Origin of the sequence: Anaerococcus lactolyticus S7-1-13 (assembly GCF_000758765.1) — a bacterium.
GTDB classification, from domain to species: domain Bacteria; phylum Bacillota; class Clostridia; order Tissierellales; family Peptoniphilaceae; genus Anaerococcus; species Anaerococcus lactolyticus.
Genome location: NZ_JRMW01000038.1, coordinates 83,451 through 101,772 on the forward strand (window position 1 = coordinate 83,451; position 18,322 = coordinate 101,772).

The 18,322-nt window shown below is 34.6% G+C and carries 18 protein-coding genes; 1 reads left to right on the top strand and 17 read right to left on the bottom strand.

Going from position 1 to position 18,322, the window contains the following annotated elements; all coding sequences use genetic code 11:
* Nucleotide 1 precedes the first annotated feature (1 nt).
* Genes whiA through murB form a run of 4 tightly spaced genes read right to left on the bottom strand, consistent with a single transcriptional unit; the run spans nucleotide 2 to nucleotide 3,375 of the window.
* On the bottom strand, nucleotides 2-904 hold the full coding sequence (gene whiA / locus HMPREF1630_RS06705) for a DNA-binding protein WhiA (RefSeq protein ID WP_037328279.1): 903 nt from the start codon (nucleotides 902-904) through the stop codon (nucleotides 2-4).
* Between the two features lies 1 nt (nucleotide 905).
* A complete protein-coding gene (locus HMPREF1630_RS06710; protein ID WP_037328281.1) occupies nucleotides 906-1,622 on the bottom strand; it encodes a tyrosine-protein phosphatase in 717 nt (238 codons plus the stop codon).
* 1 nt (nucleotide 1,623) lies between these two features.
* Nucleotides 1,624-2,472: an RNase adapter RapZ gene (gene rapZ / locus HMPREF1630_RS06715; protein ID WP_037328282.1), complete on the bottom strand. Its 849-nt coding sequence runs from the start codon at nucleotides 2,470-2,472 to the stop codon at nucleotides 1,624-1,626.
* The gene (gene murB, locus HMPREF1630_RS06720) at nucleotides 2,473-3,375 is read right to left on the bottom strand and encodes a UDP-N-acetylmuramate dehydrogenase (protein WP_037328283.1); all 903 of its coding nucleotides are present in this window, start codon (nucleotides 3,373-3,375) and stop codon (nucleotides 2,473-2,475) included.
* 137 nt (nucleotides 3,376-3,512) lie between these two features.
* Between murB and rpmB the strand changes: the two genes are divergently transcribed.
* Nucleotides 3,513-3,701: a 50S ribosomal protein L28 gene (gene rpmB, locus HMPREF1630_RS06725; protein WP_004830049.1), complete on the top strand. Its 189-nt coding sequence runs from the start codon at nucleotides 3,513-3,515 to the stop codon at nucleotides 3,699-3,701.
* 114 nt (nucleotides 3,702-3,815) lie between these two features.
* Here rpmB and rpe read toward each other — a convergent pair whose 3' ends face one another.
* From rpe to plsX, 13 genes are all read right to left on the bottom strand, one after another.
* On the bottom strand, nucleotides 3,816-4,475 hold the full coding sequence (rpe, locus tag HMPREF1630_RS06730; RefSeq protein ID WP_037328285.1) for a ribulose-phosphate 3-epimerase: 660 nt from the start codon (nucleotides 4,473-4,475) through the stop codon (nucleotides 3,816-3,818).
* Entirely contained in the window at nucleotides 4,469-5,338 is an 870-nt protein-coding gene (gene rsgA, locus HMPREF1630_RS06735; RefSeq protein WP_004830046.1) for a ribosome small subunit-dependent GTPase A, read from the bottom strand. Before rsgA ends, rpe begins: the two co-directional genes overlap by 7 nt.
* A complete protein-coding gene (pknB, locus tag HMPREF1630_RS06740) occupies nucleotides 5,338-7,269 on the bottom strand; it encodes a Stk1 family PASTA domain-containing Ser/Thr kinase (protein ID WP_037328286.1) in 1,932 nt (643 codons plus the stop codon). The genes rsgA and pknB overlap by 1 nt, the downstream gene beginning before the upstream one ends.
* Nucleotides 7,270-7,278: 9 nt before the next feature.
* Nucleotides 7,279-8,004, bottom strand: coding sequence for a Stp1/IreP family PP2C-type Ser/Thr phosphatase (locus HMPREF1630_RS06745; RefSeq protein ID WP_004830036.1), 726 nt, complete (start codon nucleotides 8,002-8,004; stop codon nucleotides 7,279-7,281).
* Between the two features lie 2 nt (nucleotides 8,005-8,006).
* Nucleotides 8,007-9,029, bottom strand: a complete 1,023-nt coding sequence (gene rlmN / locus HMPREF1630_RS06750; RefSeq protein WP_037328287.1) for a 23S rRNA (adenine(2503)-C(2))-methyltransferase RlmN — start codon at nucleotides 9,027-9,029, stop codon at nucleotides 8,007-8,009.
* Entirely contained in the window at nucleotides 9,022-10,308 is a 1,287-nt protein-coding gene (gene rsmB, locus HMPREF1630_RS06755; RefSeq protein WP_037328288.1) for a 16S rRNA (cytosine(967)-C(5))-methyltransferase RsmB, read from the bottom strand. The genes rlmN and rsmB overlap by 8 nt, the downstream gene beginning before the upstream one ends.
* Nucleotides 10,301-11,236: a methionyl-tRNA formyltransferase gene (gene fmt / locus HMPREF1630_RS06760; protein ID WP_037328289.1), complete on the bottom strand. Its 936-nt coding sequence runs from the start codon at nucleotides 11,234-11,236 to the stop codon at nucleotides 10,301-10,303. Before fmt ends, rsmB begins: the two co-directional genes overlap by 8 nt.
* Complete coding sequence (gene def / locus HMPREF1630_RS06765; RefSeq protein WP_037328291.1) at nucleotides 11,229-11,714, bottom strand: peptide deformylase; 486 nt, start codon at nucleotides 11,712-11,714, stop codon at nucleotides 11,229-11,231. Before def ends, fmt begins: the two co-directional genes overlap by 8 nt.
* Nucleotides 11,715-11,799: 85 nt before the next feature.
* Nucleotides 11,800-15,312 (bottom strand): chromosome segregation protein SMC, encoded by a 3,513-nt coding sequence (gene smc, locus HMPREF1630_RS06770; protein WP_037328293.1) that lies wholly within the window; start codon nucleotides 15,310-15,312, stop codon nucleotides 11,800-11,802.
* Complete coding sequence (locus HMPREF1630_RS06775; RefSeq protein ID WP_037328294.1) at nucleotides 15,308-16,378, bottom strand: elongator complex protein 3; 1,071 nt, start codon at nucleotides 16,376-16,378, stop codon at nucleotides 15,308-15,310. Before HMPREF1630_RS06775 ends, smc begins: the two co-directional genes overlap by 5 nt.
* A complete protein-coding gene (rnc, locus tag HMPREF1630_RS06780) occupies nucleotides 16,371-17,084 on the bottom strand; it encodes a ribonuclease III (RefSeq protein ID WP_004830026.1) in 714 nt (237 codons plus the stop codon). The genes HMPREF1630_RS06775 and rnc overlap by 8 nt, the downstream gene beginning before the upstream one ends.
* The gene (locus tag HMPREF1630_RS06785; RefSeq protein ID WP_004830023.1) at nucleotides 17,084-17,308 is read right to left on the bottom strand and encodes an acyl carrier protein; all 225 of its coding nucleotides are present in this window, start codon (nucleotides 17,306-17,308) and stop codon (nucleotides 17,084-17,086) included. The genes rnc and HMPREF1630_RS06785 overlap by 1 nt, the downstream gene beginning before the upstream one ends.
* Nucleotides 17,301-18,278 carry a phosphate acyltransferase PlsX gene (gene plsX, locus HMPREF1630_RS06790; protein WP_004830022.1) on the bottom strand — a complete coding sequence of 326 codons (978 nt, stop codon included), beginning with the start codon at nucleotides 18,276-18,278 and terminating at the stop codon, nucleotides 17,301-17,303. Before plsX ends, HMPREF1630_RS06785 begins: the two co-directional genes overlap by 8 nt.
* Between the last annotated feature and the right edge of the window lie 44 nt (nucleotides 18,279-18,322).

Genomic DNA, 18,322 nt, shown 5'->3' on the forward strand with positions numbered 1-18,322 from the left:
CTCACAAATCTTTTGCTAGCTTGATAAACTTTTGCAGTCTATAGTTTACCTTGGCTTTTGTAAGCGGTGGATTTAGTTTTTCTCCAAGTTCATCAAGGGATAAGTAGGGATTATCTAGCCTTAGCTTAGCAATTTTTTGACTAAGCTCGTCAAATTCATCAAATGCATTCTTTTCTATAACCTTATTTATAGCGTCAACTTGGACAATAGAAGCCTTAACAGTCCTGTCAATGTTGGCATTATCAAAATTATTTATCCTATTTATATCATTTCTAATTGATTTCATTGCCCTTACATTCTCTAGTTCAAAAAGAGATTGCATGGCGCCTATAACAGCCAAGAAATCAGAAATCTTATCAGAATCCTTTAGGTAAATAATATTATTATCAAGCCTTTGACTTAGCTTGGCATTCAAATTAAAGGTATCCATTGAATCTTTAATAAGCCCAGCTTCATTTTTGTTCTTTCCTACAATCTCTAAATTGTAGCCCCTTTGAGGATCATTTACCGAGCCCCTAAAGATAAAGGCAATCTTCAAAAATCCCTTTATAGTTTCAAGCTTCACATCTTCAATATTTTTGTAATTTTCTATGAAACCTTCGTTCATAAGAGCGATTAACTTATCAGATACATCTGCATCTTCAATTATTACAACATAATCTCTCTTTGTTTTCTTATCCGGGTTATCCTGAATCTCAAAGGTCGGAGAATAACCATATAAGTCAGCAATTAGTTTGTAGATATATCTAGCTTCTTGGTTGGCATCTGTTTTAAAAATCACATTAAAACCAGATGCAGAAATCCTTATTGACCCAATAAAATGAGCTAGGGAAATTAATTCGCCTTCTAAATCTAAGGGTTCTTTTCGCAATAGCTCCTTCTTGCATCTTTGGGAAAAACTCATACTAGTCCCTTATCCTGCTCCTTAACATATCTATATCTTTTTGCTCACACTTGGCATAGAGTAGATATGCTTCAAAGCTACCGTATTTCCTTATAACATAGTCATAAGCTTCCTTCATATAATATGGGTCTGTGATTCTGAAAACTGAGAAAGGTTCGTCCTCATCGTACCTTTCTATATAGCCAAGATGGGCAGAAGATATTTCATAATCAGCAATAATATCGCCTCTCGCCACATCAGCAAGGCCCATTATTATCATAGAAACTATACCAGTCCTATCTTTACCTTCCTGGCAATGATAAAGAACTGAGCCCTCTGCCCTTGCGAGCACTTCTACAATTTCCTTAACAGCCACATAATGGTCTATTAAATTTCTATAAGATTGGCCAACAGAGATTTTCCCCGAAATAATCTTTTCAATTTCTTCCTTCCTAAATTCTCTGTCTGGAGCAAGGGAAATGTGGTGGTAGTCAAAATTTTCCTTAATTTTTTTATGACTTTCAGATTCAAAATCTATTTCATTTATCCTTCTTAAATCAATTATTGTTGAGATATTTAATTTTTTTAATTGCTCCATATCAGCCTCATTTATATCATCAAGGCTTGCTGTCCTAAAAAATTCATGCCATTTTGTCGACCTATGATCGAGAGTTGGTACCCCTCCTAAATCCCTAGCATTTTTTATATTATCAATGTCTAATCTTTTTAAATATCTCATCTTACCACTTATCCTTTTCTCTATGTCTCTTAATTAGTATATAATCATCATTTTTCATCTTTTCATACATCTTCTCTACCATATAGACCGACCTATGTTGGCCACCAGTGCATCCAAAGGCAATGGTAATAATATTCTTCCCCTCTTTTTCATAGGAAGGAAGGAGGGAATTTATGAGGCCATAAACCCTATCTTCAAAGTCCTTAATAATATCAAATTGGTCTAGATAATTAGCAAGTTTTTTGTTAGTGCCATTTAACTTTTTAAGTTCTTCTACATAAAATGGATTTGGTATAAATCTCACATCAAAAACAAAGTCAAAATCAGCACTCACCCCATACTTATAACCAAAGGATATAAGATTTATAATCATATTATTTTTCTTATCCCCACTGGATTCTATCACTTGCCTTAGCTCTGCAATTTTATAGTTAGTTGTATCTATTAGCTTGTCAGATATATCCTTAAGAGGCTTTAACAAGTTCTTTTCTTTCTCAAGCCCGTCCGATACATTTCCATACTCTCCAAGAGGATGAGGTCTTCTCAATTCATTGTATCTTTTTTTAATGATTTCATCGTTACAGTAAATAAAGATAATTTCTGTATCCTTATTGGCTTCTTTGAGGCTTTTTATAGATTTAAAAATATCATTATCTAAGGAAAATGACCTAAAATCTATAACAACAGCCATCTTTTCTATTGGTTTTTCTTGGTATTTATTAAGCTCTATGAATTTTTCCACCAAATATGCTGGCGCGTTATCCATTGCATAATAGCCTAAATCTTCATAGGCCCTTAGGGCTGTTGTTTTACCTGAGCCAGAAAGGCCTGTAATTATCTTTAATTTCATCTATAAGTCTCCGACTAATTTTACCTCTCGTTCTAAGACGAACCCAGTTTTTTCCTTAACGATACTTGATACATGGTTAATAAAATCAAGCATCTGTTTGCAAGTCGCCTTATCCCTATTGATAATGAACCCACAATGCTTTTCGCTAACCTGGCAATCACCTTCTCTAAATCCTCTCAAACCACACTCATCAATTAATTTTGATGCATAGGAGCCTTCTGGCCTTTTGAAAGTAGAACCAGCAGATTTTTTATCAAGAGGTTGCTTGGTTTGGCGTCTATTTGTATAGTCCAAATATTTTTCGGTAATTATATGCTTATCGCCTTTTTCCAATTTAAACTTAGCACTAACAACAATTAAATTATCATCAAAAATCCTTGAATGCCTGTAAGAAAAATTCATCTCTTCATTTTTAAAAGTGTGAAGCTTTCCTTCAAAATCAAAAGCCTTAATTTCTACAGCAATATCCTTGATTTCTCCACCATAAGCACCAGCATTCATCGCTACAGCACCCCCAACTGAACCTGGTATGCCAGATATTTCTTCCATGCCAGCAAGTCCCTCATCTATAGCAGCAAGGCTTGCCTTATTTAAAGCAGTGCCAGAAAGCGCAGTCAGATAATCGCCTTCGATTTTTACATCGTCAAAATTATCAGCAAGAACAATTACGCAACCCCTGATGCCCTTATCAGATACCAAAAGATTTGAACCCTTGCCCATAACAAAAGTTTTTATATTATTTTCGTGATTAAATTTTAAAAGCTCTTCTAATTCTTCTACGCTGGTAGGTTTAGCCAAGACATCTGCAGGGCCCCCTATGCCAAAAGTAGTATAAGTATTAAGGTCTTTATCAAAGTCTATATTAGTAAAATTTTTATTATTATAAAGAGATTTGTAATCCATAATTTCCCCTTTTATCTTTTTTCTTATATACTATACCATTATGACACAGAATCTCTCTTAAAAATATCAGCTAAAAATTTGTAATTTTCATAAAACTTTGGTAGAATAATAAAGATGAATAAGAAGGAGGTGTAATTATGTCAAGAGCATGCGATATATGTGGCAAAGGTACAGCTAGTGGAAAGACTGTAACATTCTCACATAGACAAATCAACAGAACTTTTAAAGCAAACGTGCACAAGATTAAAGCTATTGTTGATGGCACTCCAAAAACTATTAACGCTTGTACAAAATGTATTAAAAGTGGAAAAGTAGAAAAAGCATAAGCTTTTTTAGTTTAGTACTAAATTAAAAATTTTTAAACTGGCCAAAAGGTCAGTTTTTTAATTTGCTCACAAAAATAGCTGGTAAATGATAATATCATAAACCAGCTTTTTATTTTATTCGTATTCTTTAAAAATCTCGTGGTAGGTTAAAATTTGAGATTTTATATCCTTGGCAAAAATATCTGAGCCTGATACAATCTCATCAACTCCGAGGTCCAAAACTTCTCTGACATTTGTAGTTTTGATGCCCCCATCGACTTGCATTTTTACCTTCAAATTATTTTCGTCAATATATTTTCTGTAGAAATCCATGGTCGCCTTGGTTTCTTCCATAAACTTTTGTCCGCCAAAACCAGGTCTTACACTCATTACCAAAATCAAATCGATTTGGTCAAAATATTCTAAAAGTAATTTGGGATCTGTTTCTGGTTTAGCTGTAAGACCCACTTCTATACCAGCATCTCTTATAGCTTTTAGGGTTGCTTTTAAATCTTTACAAGCCTCGTAATGAACTGTTATTCTATCAGATCCTGCCTTTTTAAATTCGTCTATATACCTAATAGGCTCTTCAATCATTAGGTGGGTATCAAAGAAATAATCATTCTTATCCCTAATATCAGAAATGACCTTAAAGGCAAAGGAAATATTTGGCACAAATATCCCATCCATGACATCGATGTGAATCATTTTAAGACCACATCCCTTGGTTTGGTCTAAATCTCCTTGAAGATTTGCAAAATTTGCTGATAGTATCGATGGTGATAGTCTTACCATTTGTTAAGTCTCCTTTGTTTTAATTCTTCAAATAACTGGATATAATTTTTATAGCGTGAAGCAGAAATTTTTCCTTTTTCTAAATCTTCCTTAACCCTGCAAGATGGTTCATTGATGTGGTTGCAATCCTTAAACTTGCAATCCCTATCCCTTAATTCGACAAAGTTGTTTTTAAGATCATTTTCATCTTCTAAAAAGTCTAGGTCAAAGGAATCGAAGCCTGGGGTATCAAAAATAAAAGTATCCTTAGCAAGTTTAAAAATTTCTGTGTGTCGAGTGGTATTCTTGCCTCTTTTTGATTTCTGGCTAATGTCGCCAATTTCAATTTCTGCATCAATTAAGTTTGACAAGAAAGTAGATTTGCCCACACCCGATGCACCTGATACTGCAGAAGTCTTCCCCTTTAGGATTTCCCTAATTTTTTCTTGAGGAAAATCCTTGTAATTATCAATTAATATCACTTCATAACCGATATTTTTATAGATTCCAGAAATTTCTTCAACCTTCTCGCAAGGTGCAAGGTCTATTTTTGTAAGCATTATAGTTACAGAAATGTTTAAATACTCACACATAGCCAAGTACTTGTCAAGGTTGTAGAGGTTAAGGGGTGGATCATTTATCGTTATAAAAACCAAAAGCTGGTCAATATTTGCTATATTAGGTCTTTTGATTTCATTTTTACGGGCAAGTAGCTTTGTGATGTAGGCCTTGTCATCTTCCAATATTTCTATTTCTACATTGTCTCCTACCAGGGGTTTTTTATCTTTAACCCTAAAGTTTCCCCTTGCCTTGGCCTTATAAACCATATCATTGGTGTCTACATAATATAATTCTTTTTGACTTTTAATTATTTTTCCAATCATTAGTTAACTTGATATACTCCGTAGGATTCATCATCAACTAGGACTTCCACACTTGTCTGTGACATTGCCATAAACTTAAGGACTAGGACTCCATTAGAATTCAAATCACTTGATGTGTGGTAATCATTATATAAAAGATCGCCCCTATCGCCATTGCTGTCTACCTTATAAATTTTGACATTGAAATTGTCCTTGTTGCTAGCGACATTAAGTCTAATTTCAACTTCCCTATTTGGACTCTTGGCTTTTTCTTCTTCGCCAAGGCTAATTACAAAATCAATTGCAGAATTTTCTGCTACTTCTGTCTCAGCACCTATGGACTGGCTCATTACCAATCCCTTTTGAACATTTGATGAATGTTGGTAATCGACATTTCTAACTCTAAGATGATTTTTTCTTGCAGCTGCAATTGCATCTTGCTCCGCCATGCCAATGTAGTTGCCTACCTTGATATTTTCTGTTGTATCTTCCTTGCCAACAGATATTACAAGGTTTACTTCAGTTCCAGATTGTACAGCTGAGCCAGCTACTGGTTCTTGCCTAATAACTAAATCTTTATCAACTGTATTTGAATAGTCAGTAGATGTTGTTCCGACTTTAAGTCCTAGGTCTTTTAAGGTTTCCTCGGCCTGGCTTAGGTTCATATTTTTAAGCTCAGGTACTTTTATTTCCCTACCTGATGAGATTACAAGGTTGACTATAGTGCCCTTCTTAGCCCTTATAGATGCCTCTGGGTCTTGGCTCATGACCTTGCCCTTTTCGTATTCATCACTTTCTGCATACCTTGAAATATTTGCCCTAAAACCACGTTTTTCGAGTTGGTTAACTGCCTGTTCTTCTGTAAGATTTACTACTGTTGGTACTTCTAGATCTTCCTTATTCATTCTTGAACTAAAGAAATATACAGCTACCACTAGAATAAAGGCAAGAAGAGCTAGAGGCCAAATCTTAATAGGATTTCTCTTTTTCTTTTTCTTGCTCTTTTCTTCTCCAGTTGACACATAAACAGCTTCTCTTTCTTCCTCAATCGGATCAGGATAAGTTTCCTTTTTTGGAACCACAATAGGAATCCTTGCTGTATCTTCATAACTATCCTCGCCCTTAACAAGAGATTCATCATCAAGAGCTTCTATTAACTCACTTGCATTTTGAAATCTCTCTGTTGGGTCCTTCTTTAGGAGTTTCATAATTATGTAATTTAAGTGTCTGGAAAGATTTGGATTTATTTCCCTAGGTGGGATTGGATCATCCTGGATATGCATAACTGCAATTCCCACAGAATTATCCGCATCAAAAGGCACCCTACCAGTAGCCATTTCATACATGACAGCTCCCAAAGAATAAAGGTCAGATTTCAAATCTACAATCTTGCCCTTGGCTTGCTCAGGAGAAATATAATGAACTGTCCCTAAAATCGAACTGGTATAGGTAATAGTAGCATTTGAAGAAACTCTCGCTATACCAAAGTCTGTCACCTTACACAAACCATACTTGTCGATTAAAATATTTTGTGGCTTGATATCCCTATGGACAATACCTGAATCATGGGCGCTCTTTAGGGCTTGGGCAATTTGAGTTGAATAATCAATAATATCATGATTTTCAAGAACCTTTTCTCGATTAATTAAATCTTTGAGAGTCTCACCCTCCACATATTCCATTACAATATATTGAATAAGCTTGCCATTTAGCATATCCTTACCTATATCATAGACATTTACAATATTGATATGGGAAAGTCTTGCGGCCGATTGGGCCTCGTTATTAAATTTCTTTGAAAATTCTTCGTCTTCTGCGTATTGCTCTTTTAAAATTTTTATGGCAACAAACCTACCAAGAAGTTTATCTTTGGCCTTGTAAACCTTGGCCATGCCTCCTACGCCTATTTCTTTTATAATTTCATATCTACCATCTAATATTATTTTATCCATAATAGCCTCTTATAGTAAGATTGTTGTAACAGTAATATTATCCCTACCACCATGGTCTATAGCTTCTTCTATAAGCTTAGATGAGATCTGGTATGGATCCTTATTAGCTTTTACTATCTGTCTTATCTTTTCATCTGTCAGTTCATTTGTAAGCCCATCAGTCACCATTAGTATAATGTCACCATCTTCCATTGGAAGGGATTTACTATCAGCAACAACTTTTTCTTCAGTGCCTACAGCTCTAGTTATGGCAGACTTATTAATAAAATTTGCTGCCTCATCTTCTGTAAGAGACCCACTATCCAACAAATCATTCACTAAGGAGTGGTCCCTAGTAAGTTGACTTAAGGTCTCGTTTCTATAAATATAAGCTCTAGAGTCTCCAAGGTGGCTTAGGTAGTAGGTTTTATTTTTGTAGTCTATGCAAAGGCAGACTACAGTTGTACCCATCCTAATATTTCCATCCTCTAGCGATAATTTATATATTTCTTCGTTGGCATAGAATATTGCTTCTTCCAAAAGTTTTATATAAGAATTGTAGCTAGCAATGTCAGCTTCTTTTATATATTTTATAAAAAGCTTGGCAGCAAGCTTACTAGCAAGTTCGCCCTTGCTGTGCCCGCCCATGCCATCAGCTACAATGAAAAAATCCAAGTCTCCTAGGCTGATATTAGAAAATGAATCTTCATTTTCATTCCTAATCTTGCCTATATTTGTAATCGTACTAAATTTCATGCTTACCTCGCATAATTATTTCTTAATTGGCCACATGAGGCATCTATATCTATTCCCATGGACCTTCTGATGGTTGCATTTAGTCCTCTTTTTATAAGTCTTTGCTTAAAGTCTTCAAGAACTCTCGCTCCTGGTTTTTTATGATCAAATTCCTCTATTGGATTAAGAGGAATCAGATTTATGTGGACATTTTTACCAAAAAGCAGGTCGTGGAGGTTTTCCACATCTTCAGTAAGGTTATTAACCCCATCTATCACAACATATTCAAAAGAAACCCTACGCCCAGTCTTGTCAAAATAATAGTCTGTAGCATCGATCAAATCCTTAATCGAATATTTTTTGGCAACCGGCATATAGACAGCTCTTTTTTTATCGTCTGCATAGTGAAGACTCAAGGCCAAATTAACGTCAAGACCTGTATCTGCCAAGTCTTTAATCCTTGGCGATAGACCCGATGTTGAAAGGGTTATAGACCTGTGGGATAAATTTCTACCACTGGGGTCTGTTATTATTTCGATAAATTTTTTTATATGAGCAAAATTATCTAGTGGCTCACCGATACCCATAATAACGATATTTGAAATCGGGCCATTAAGTCTTTCTAAGAGATATACTTCCTCAATCAATTCTGAAGTAGTCATATTTCTTACGAGTCCATTTTTGGTTGATGCACAAAAACTACAGCCCATCCTGCACCCAACCTGGCTTGAAATGCAAATTGTGGACCTATCCTTATAATCCATATATACAGCTTCAACTATATTTTTATCTGGAAGCTCCAAAAGATATTTCTTGGTTGAATCTATTTTTGATTCAAAAGTCTTAAGAACGTTTATCCTCTCAAACTTAAAATCAGCCTTTAGGTCTTCTCGCATCTTAAGTGGCAGGTCTGTCATTTCATCAAAATCATTTAGCCTATTGACATGGATAGCCCTAAAAACTTGTTTGGCCCTAAATTTTTGGTAGGACCTTTCCTTAAATAAGTTTTCAATTTCATAAATTGTCTTATCGTTTATATTAATCATTTATTTTCCTAAATTTACTGATGAAAAACCCATCAGTGTTGGCTTCAAAACTCTTGTATTCTATAAAATCTTGGCCATCAATTTGAATTAATTCCAAATCCTTGTTATCCATTAAAAATTTAAAATTATTTCTATTTTCCAAAGGACCAAGGGTGCAAGTAGAATACACAAGATATCCACCTTTTTTTACGTACTTTATAGCATTTACTAGAATATCTTTTTGAAGGTCTGCAAGCCTTACAATCGTTTCCTTATTTCTATTATATCGTATTTCTGGTTTTCTTCCCACTACTCCGAGCCCAGAACAAGGTGCATCGACCAAACAAAAGTCAAATTCATTTTCGAAAGCACTGACAAATGTTGATGCATCATAGTTTGTAAGACTTATATTTTCAAGAGCAAGTCTTTGGATGTTTTCTAAAATCAGCTTATTTTTTGCTTTAGAAATATCATTGGCAATTATTTTGCCTGTATTTTTGGTAAATTCTGCCAGGTAAGTTGTCTTTGTCCCTGGTGCAGCACAAAGATCTAGGATTTTAGAATTTTCCTTAGGAGCTAAGACCTCAACAGCCTTCATGGAAGCTTCTTGTTGGATGGTAAAAAGTCCATCCTTAAAAGCCTCATAGCTTGCAAGGCCAGCTGGATTTTTTACTAGCAAACTATTTGGGGAAATCTTTCCGTCTTCTATTTCAAATCCGGCATTAAGTAGTACTTTTCTTAGATCTTCTCTACTTATCTTTAGTGTATTTACCCTAATAGCTAAATCCCTTATCCTACCTGCATCCCTCAGATATGCCTTGGTATAATCCATTCCATAGAAATCATGGATATATCTGGTAATTTCTTCTGGGAAGGAATACCTAATTGAGAGGCTCTTTATGTCATCAGTTTCGTAAATTTTTGCTATTTCCTTCTCATCTCTGATAAAACTCCTAAGGATTGCATTTACAAAACCTGTTGTCCTCTTATTTTTTTCCTTAGTAAGGTCGACTAATTTGTCAACTGTGGCATAGTCCTTGGTTTCCAAAAAATGGATATTATAGATTCCGATTTCAAGAATCAAAAGAACGTGTTTGTGAATTTTTTTAAGCCTAACATCAGATAACTTCCTAATCATGTAGTCAATATAAATTTTATTTTCCAAAACTCCATAGACTGTTCTGGTTATCAAAGATAGGTTGTTTGCCTTTGCTGCATAAGAATTTATCATGTCAGAAGACTTTTCATCTTCATAGATAACTCTTCTTAGGATATTAAAAATTATAGCAAGATCATTCATTTTCTAAAACAAATCCTACTTCTACATCATTTCCCAAAAGGAAGGATGTGGTGTCCATAGCTTTTTTGCCTGGAAATTGGATCTTTTCAATCCTTATTGATCCATCAGATGTCCCAATAATAAGTTTATCCTTTTTGTTGGCTGCTAATATTTCTCCGGCTTTACCCTTTTTATCAGCCAGACTTGCCTTGTGAACCTTAACATTTTCGCCTTTATAATCAAAATATGCTACAGGAAAACCTACTAGGGCTCTTATCTGATCTAGAATTTCCCTGCTTGATTTATTCCAATCAATTTTTCCCATTTCTTTGTCGATTTTTGTACAGTAAGTTGCCTTTTCGTCATCCTGATCTAGCCTATTTTCATAAACTTCGTCAAAATTTAAAATGGCATCTCTAATGGCTTCAGCTCCGATTTTTCCAAGTTTGTCTTCTAGGTCAAAATAATCATCGCTTGGGTCAACATCCATTTCTCTTTGAATTAAGATGTCGCCAGAGTCCATACCTTTTTCTATTAACATAACAGTTGCAGCTGTTTTTTCATCCCCATTTAGGAGGGTAAATTGCATAGGACTTGCTCCCCTGTAGAGTGGAAGTAGGGATGGATGTAAGTTTATTATCCTATCCTTAAACCCATCTAGGAGGATCTTCTTGATGAGTTGACCAAAGGCTACTACAACTATATAGTCGATTTCTAAGTCTTTAAGAAGGTCTAGAAATTCCTCAGTGTTTACGGAATCTGGAGTTTCTACCCTAATCCCATTTTCTTCTGCATATTTTTTTACAGGGGTTGGGCTAAATTTATTTCTTGACCTTTTCTTGTCTTTGCCTGATACAACTAACTTTAAATTTATATTTTCATCTCTATAAAGAATATCCAAAGTCTGCAAAGCAAACTTTGGATTACCCATAAAACATATATTAATCATTGTTTTCTACCATTTCTTCTGGTTTGTACTCTTCGATATACTTATCCTTAAATAAAATACCGTTGAGGTGGTCTATTTCATGGCACAAAATGACTGCTGGAAAACCATGGGCATCCCAGATTTTTTCTTCCCCATTTTCATCCAAATATTTGACCTTAACATGCTCAGGCCTTTTGACTGTCGCATTAAAGTCAGGTATAGATAAACAACCTTCGACACCTATTTGCTCTCCGTCCATTTCTAAAATTTCTGGATTTACAAGCTTAACTAGGCTATCTTCCCCATCTCTAGGGTCCACAACTATAACCCTTCTAAGGTTTCCTACTTGTGGGGCAGCAAGACCAACACCATCAGCGGCATACATAGTCTCTGCCATATCATCTAAAAGGATTCTAATCCTGTCTGTAACTTCTTCTACTGGTCTGGAAATCTTTCTTAAAATCGGATCTCCATCTATTCTTATATTTCTAATTGCCATACTTCCTCCTTTGGGCAAGATGCCGAGAATTTTTCTGCAATTTAATTTATCTTTTGTAAATATTTTACTAGTTTTAGGCTTTTATTCAATTCTCAACAAAGCCAATGGAATATAGTTTCGACATACCTTCGTCGTCTATAGTTACACCATGAATTTTTTCTGCTAGTTGCATAGTAGTTTGCCTGTGAGTAATCATGATAAATTGAGTATTATCAGATAGCCCCTTTAGGTATTCTATATATCTTTTGATGTTTGCTTCATCAAGGGCAGCATCTATCTCATCTAAGATTGAAAATGGTGCAGGGTTTTGCTCAAAAATCGCAAAGAGAAGAGCCACAGCTGTAAGGGCCTTTTCCCCACCGGATAAAAGTGAGATTGACTTTAAGGACTTGCTTGGTGGCTTTGCTTCGATTTCAACACCTGCAGTGAGGAAGTCTTCGCTATCAAGGATTAGCCTTGCGTCCCCACCCATAAAGAGAATTTTGAAAATTTTGGTGAAATTCTTATTAATTACAGCAAAATTTTTAGAAAACTCGTCCTTCATTTCTTTTTCAAGCCTTACTATCATCTTTTCTATATCTGCTTTTGAATTTTTAAGATCAGAAACTTGTTCTTTTATAAAATTGACTTCCTTATCTACTGTATCAAAGTCTTCAACAGCTGTTTCTGTGAAAAATCCAACTTCATTTATCTTTTTCTGGATATTAATCAAGTCAGATTTTGTAGGACTTATTTTTTCTTCTTCCTTGAATTTTTCTTTTAAATCGTCAAGGCTCATAGTTATATATGGCCCTACTTCATCTTCGAGATTTTTATAAGTTTCGTTGGCGTTATCAAGTTTATAAGATAGTTTTACCCTCTCAATGTCAAGATTTTTAAGCTCATCTTCAAACTTCTGATTTTCCTCAATGAGTTTTATATTTTCTCCTTCTCTTTTTTTAAGACTTTCCTTAAGTTCATCAATAACCAACCTTAAATTTTGAGTTTCTTCTTGGTACAAGGCTATTGATTTATTTAGCTCTTCTGCCTTTTGCTTGGATAGGTCAAGGTCGTTTTCAAGATTTGCCAAAAGTTTTTCTTGGATTTTTTTATTAGACCTTATATCTTCCAAAGAATTTTTGATATTAGCCAAGCTATTTTCCTCGAGGCTCTTATCTCTCAAGGATATTTCCATTTTATTTGTAAGGGTTATTAGCTCTTCTTTCAAAAAATTAAAGGCTTCGGTTTTTTCATCTAAGTCTTTATTTTTTTTGCCTAGAATTTTTATAAGTTCCTCTTCTTCTGCCTTTAGCTTATTAATATCAACACTACTTTCCCTATCTTCATAGTCGACATCCCCACCATTTAAATCAATTCTCTGCTGGCTTAGGGATTCAATTTTTAACTTAAGTCTTTCCAGACTATTAACAAGGTCTTTCTTGACTTCTGATTTTTTTTCGTAAGTATCTCTCAAAGCTATGAGTGAAGCTTTCTTTTTTTCTAAGTCAAGATTTACTTCTGAAATTTTTACTTCAAAAGAACCTTGTTTTTGATTTAGGTTTTTAATTGAATTTTCAAGGTCAATTAATTTTTTCTTCCTATTAAGGAGGTTGGTTGTAGAGCGTTTATTTTTATTGGTTCCTGCAACCATAGACCCCCAAGTATTAATAATATCAAGGTTTAAGCTTATAATCCTATAACCCTTTATTTTTTTTGATAGGGAAATGGCTGCATCTATATCCTTAACAACTACAGTTGATCCTAGGAAGTGACCAACAATACCCTTAAGCTTCTCATCATAAGATACAAGTTCATAGGCCATGGCTATAACTTCCGGCTCACTTGGTTTTTCCTTCACAGCCGAATTTATAGAATCAATCGGTAGGAATGTTAACCTGCCAAGTTTTTCCCTATTGACAAAATTTATTAATTCCCTAGTGTCTTCCTTGCTCCTTGTGACTATGTTTTGTAGACCAGCTCCGATTAGGTTATCAATTATTTCCTCATAGCCAATCCTTACCGAAATCAAGTTGGCTAGGGTGTCTAAATAAAACCCAGCAAGCCCATTTATCTTGGTTTTTTTTAGGAAATCCTGGACTGGATAAAAATAGCCCTGGTTATTTTCCAAGAGATTTTTTTCAATTTTATAATCTGAAAGCAAGGACTTAAGGTCAAGTTTTAAATTATTAAGACTCGCTGCCAACTTGTTGATTTCTTCAGTATCTAAATTTATAGCACCAGCAAGCTTTCTTATATTGTCCTCTTCTTCTAAAATCTCAGTAGATAAGGCCTCTTCGCTTGCCTTTGACTTTTCAAACTCAGTATTTAATTCTTTTATTTCTGCATCAAGCCTTGCTATTTTTAATCTTTTCTCTTCTAGATCTTTTTTCCTTTTTTCATCAATAATAGCCTTGGACTTTTCAAAGACTTGGTAGTCTAAAATTTGAGTTTTTATTGCCTCGTAAGCATTTTCTTGCTGAGATATTTCTTCATTTAAAATCTTGATCTCTTCTTCAAGCCTTATCCTCGCCTCTTTTTTAACTGCTAATTCTTTTTCAATTTCAGAAATTGTTTGTCCTAAGCTAAGGAGGTTATTTTGCTTTTCTTCTAAATCATTTCCAGCTTTTATAAAATTACTTTCAAGATTTTCAAGGATTTCACTAATCCTTTCCCTATCTTTTTGGTCATAGTCTAGCTTTTGATCATTTAATTTTAAACTTGAAATAGCTTTTTCTATATTTTTTTCGTAGGAAGAAAGGCTAGCAAGTAATTTTTCTAGTCTTTCCTTATCTAAGTCGTAGTCTTTTCTAAAAGGACTGAGCTTTTCTTTTATTACTGTGTTTTGGGACTCCAAGCTAGTAATTTTTTCGTCTAGGTCCCCAAGCTCAATCTTTAGATTATCTCTTTTTTTAATTAAATCATAGGACTTATTTTTAAGGTAGAAAAAAGCCTTCCTATTTATTTCATTAGTTAAGTCCTTATGCTTTAGATAATTTTCTTTGTAGGTTTTTAAGAGCTTGTAGTCTTTTTCCTTATATTCTAATTCCTTTTCAATTAGGTCAAGGTCATTGTTTACAGATTCTAGCTTTTTTCCTGCCTCATCACGCCTATACTTGTGCTTGGATATACCAGAAGCTTCTTCAAAAATCGCCCTCCTATCCTTAGGAGAAGATAGGATTATCTCATCAATCCTACCCTGGCCAATTATTGAATAGCCTTCCTTGCCAACTCCTGTATCTAAAAATAATTCCCTAACATCCTTAAGCCTAACTCTTTTATCATTAATCTTGTATTCATTTTCGCCAGACCTATAAATCCTACGGGTAATAGCTACCTTATCGTAAGGAATATCAAGTTTCTTATCTTCGTTAGAAAAATTAAGGCTAACTTCAGCTATATTCATCGCGCTCTTGGCACCAGTAAAGATAACATCCTTCATATTGGCACCACGCAAGCTCTTTATTGATTGCTCGCCGAGAACCCATCTTACGGCATCAGAAATATTAGACTTACCTGATCCATTAGGCCCAACAACGGCAGTTATCTGGCTGTCAAATTTTATTTTTGTCTTTTCTGCAAAGGATTTGAAACCCTTTAACTCTATACTTTCTAGTCTAATTTAAATCACCACCGTACTTTTTTTCAACATAGGCCTTTATAAACCCCTTTAAGTCTAAAGTTATTTTTCTATTATCGCTTTCAAGATAAAAATCTTCATCGCCTACAAAGGCAATTTTTATCCTAGCCTTATCATAAAAATATTTTTTGTTAGATTTTTTATTACCTGCTATAAGAGAAATATCCTTGGCTTTAGCATGAATAAGAACATCCCCACTTACGTTTTCTTTTTTGATTACTTCCTCAAGATAAAGCCTATAAATATAAGACTCCACGAGCTGTCTCATGGCAGCATGGAAGGGACCTGCAACCACATCCCTACCTTCATTGATATTTTCTGTAGGCTGAAGGCCTATTCTTATGACATTTATGTCTTTATAAGCAAAAATCATTAGGATTTCTGCAGATATCTCAACAGCTTCTTCAAGACTTAAGGGTTGATAGAGTCCGTCCTTATAGAGTTTTTCTAGCTTAGTATCCTTAATAACAAGGGTTGGATAAATCCTTGCGATGTCAGGTTTGATTTTGGCAGACTCGAGGGCAGTTTTTATAATTTTCTCCATCTTATCCTTATACAAGCCCGGCATAATTTGATGGCCCAATTTAAAGCCATAGTATTTGATAAGTTTACTTGCTCTTTTTGAATCAAGAGCAGAGTGGCCCCTCTCATTTGCTGCTAAGACCTCATCATCAAAGGACTGGATGCCAAGTTCAATTGTATCCACTTCATAAGCCTTTAAAGTATCCAGAATGAAATTATTTATATAATCAGGCCTTGTTGAAAGTCTGATTCTATCAATAATCCCCTTCTTTTTATAAATACCCGCTATCTTTAGATAAGAAACCATTGTTTCATAAGGTAGGCCTGTGAAAGATCCACCATAAAATGCGATTTCTTTGGCTGTTTTTTTATCCTTAAAATATGTCAAATAGTCTTCAATTTGTTTTATTATTGAATTTTCATCTGCCATATCTTTGTAATTTGTAATTTTTACTTGGTTACAAAAGGCACAGTCATGAGGGCAACCCAAAAATGGAATAAAAATTGGTATGATTTGCCTAGTCATTTTTGATTATCTCATAGGCAGCCTTAGCAGCCATCTGTTCTGCAGTTTTTTTGTTTTTTCCTTCGCCTTGGGCAAGGGCTCTATTGCCAAGCCTTACTTCCATGGTAAAAGTTTTGTCATGTTCTGGACCAACTTCCTTGATTAATTCATAAGAAAGGTTCTTCTTGCTATGGGCATTGTAATATTCCTGAAGCCTTGTTTTGTAATCTAAAAATAAAGAATCGTCATTAATGATTTGCAAAACTTCTTCGCTATAGTTTGACTTTAAAAATTCAAAAAGTCTTTGGTAAGATGAATCCAAATATATTGCAGCACAAAATGCCTCGAAAGTGTCAGCCTTTACGTGTTTTTTGAGCTTGCCACCTTGTTTTTTTTCGCCCATACCAAATCTTAAATACTTTGTTAGGTCAAACTTCTCGCAAGCCTTGGCAAAGGAATCCGTACAAACAATCCTAGACCTGGTTCTTGTTAGCCAGCCTTCTGGTTTTTCCTTGTAATTTTTGAAAAGATATTCGCTTACTACCATATCAAGAATGGTATCTCCCAAAAATTCAAGTCTTTCATTTGATTTTGTCTTAATTCTTGCTTCGTTGGTAAAGGAAGAATGAGTAAAGGCTACATCTATCAATGTCTTGTCATTGAAGGTGTAGCCTATGCTTTTTTCAAATTCTTCGATTTTTTCAAGTCTATCTTTTGACAAAGACATTAATTTTTACTTTCTATTAAACTTACTATATCTGAAAGAGTTTCGATTTCGTCTAGCTCTTCATCAGTAAATTCTATATCAAATTCTTCTTCGATAACCATGATAAAATCAACTAGGTCAATAGAATCAATATCCATATCGCTGATTTTACTTTCAAAATCTAGATTTGAAGTATCAATATCAAGATTTTCTTCTGCAAGTTTTAATAATTGTTCTCTAATCATTCAATTCTCCTTGTATTTTGTTTATAACATCCATATTAATATATTCAATAAGTCCTAGGATGGCGTTTGAAATTGCTATGGCGTTTGAATTTCCATGTGCCTTATATACATAGGACTTTACCCCTAGTAGTGGGACTCCACCAATGTTTTGAGAGCTAAATTTACCCATTTGTTTGGCCAGGTCATCCTTTATAGCTAGGGCAGCAAGCTTATTCTTAAGAGACTTATAAAAAACTTCCTTCATTTGTGCCTTAAATAGACTTATAACTCCCTCTGCAGACTTGATAGCAATATTGCCTGCAAAACCATCGGCAACTATGACATTAACCTTGCCTGTAAAGAGATCTCTCGCTTCAACATTACCTACAAAATTAAGTTTTGAGTTACTTAAAAGCTCATAAGCCTCTTTAGTGAGTTTATTTCCCTTATGACTTTCTACCCCAACATTTAGAAGACCTATGCTAGGATTTTTTATATGGATAACATTTTCCAAAAATACCTTACCCATGATAGCAAATTCTGCAAGGTAGGCTGGTTTACAATCCATATTTGCTCCTGTATCCATTAGCATTGTGTAAGCACCAATACTTGGAAGGGGAGCTGCTAGGGATGGTCTATCTATGCCGTCAATTCTTTTGGAAATAAATATCCCCCCAGCAAGAAGGCCACCAGTTGATCCTGCTGATAGGAGTCCATCATAACCTTCTTCATTTAGCTTGTTATAGGCCAAGACTAGGGATGAATTTTTCTTGCGTCTAATTGCCCTTACTGGGTCCTCGTCGTTTGAAATATATTCATCAGTGTGGATTATTTCATAGTCTTTGATTTTTCCATCTATTAGTTTTTCTAATTCGCTTTCATTTCCTACAAACACTGGGATGAAGTCTTTTTGTTTTAAGGCAAGAATTGCGCCATCAACAAGAACTTTGCTTCCCTCATCTGCACCAAATGTATCTATTAATATTTTCATAAATCCCTCTTCTAATTTAATATATTATACTGCAAGAAGTTAAA

What these genes read in the sequence shown, in the direction of transcription:
- whiA (WP_037328279.1), bottom strand. Translation starts at nt 904, where the DNA reads ATGAGTTTTTCCCAAAGATGCAAGAAGGAGCTATTGCGAAAAGAACCC.
- HMPREF1630_RS06710 (WP_037328281.1), bottom strand. Translation starts at nt 1,622, where the DNA reads ATGAGATATTTAAAAAGATTAGACATTGATAATATAAAAAATGCTAGG.
- rapZ (WP_037328282.1), bottom strand. Translation starts at nt 2,472, where the DNA reads ATGAAATTAAAGATAATTACAGGCCTTTCTGGCTCAGGTAAAACAACA.
- murB (WP_037328283.1), bottom strand. Translation starts at nt 3,375, where the DNA reads ATGGATTACAAATCTCTTTATAATAATAAAAATTTTACTAATATAGAC.
- rpmB (WP_004830049.1), top strand. Translation starts at nt 3,513, where the DNA reads ATGTCAAGAGCATGCGATATATGTGGCAAAGGTACAGCTAGTGGAAAG.
- rpe (WP_037328285.1), bottom strand. Translation starts at nt 4,475, where the DNA reads ATGGTAAGACTATCACCATCGATACTATCAGCAAATTTTGCAAATCTT.
- rsgA (WP_004830046.1), bottom strand. Translation starts at nt 5,338, where the DNA reads ATGATTGGAAAAATAATTAAAAGTCAAAAAGAATTATATTATGTAGAC.
- pknB (WP_037328286.1), bottom strand. Translation starts at nt 7,269, where the DNA reads ATGGATAAAATAATATTAGATGGTAGATATGAAATTATAAAAGAAATA.
- HMPREF1630_RS06745 (WP_004830036.1), bottom strand. Translation starts at nt 8,004, where the DNA reads ATGAAATTTAGTACGATTACAAATATAGGCAAGATTAGGAATGAAAAT.
- rlmN (WP_037328287.1), bottom strand. Translation starts at nt 9,029, where the DNA reads ATGATTAATATAAACGATAAGACAATTTATGAAATTGAAAACTTATTT.
- rsmB (WP_037328288.1), bottom strand. Translation starts at nt 10,308, where the DNA reads ATGAATGATCTTGCTATAATTTTTAATATCCTAAGAAGAGTTATCTAT.
- fmt (WP_037328289.1), bottom strand. Translation starts at nt 11,236, where the DNA reads ATGATTAATATATGTTTTATGGGTAATCCAAAGTTTGCTTTGCAGACT.
- def (WP_037328291.1), bottom strand. Translation starts at nt 11,714, where the DNA reads ATGGCAATTAGAAATATAAGAATAGATGGAGATCCGATTTTAAGAAAG.
- HMPREF1630_RS06775 (WP_037328294.1), bottom strand. Translation starts at nt 16,378, where the DNA reads ATGACTAGGCAAATCATACCAATTTTTATTCCATTTTTGGGTTGCCCT.
- rnc (WP_004830026.1), bottom strand. Translation starts at nt 17,084, where the DNA reads ATGTCTTTGTCAAAAGATAGACTTGAAAAAATCGAAGAATTTGAAAAA.
- HMPREF1630_RS06785 (WP_004830023.1), bottom strand. Translation starts at nt 17,308, where the DNA reads ATGATTAGAGAACAATTATTAAAACTTGCAGAAGAAAATCTTGATATT.
- plsX (WP_004830022.1), bottom strand. Translation starts at nt 18,278, where the DNA reads ATGAAAATATTAATAGATACATTTGGTGCAGATGAGGGAAGCAAAGTT.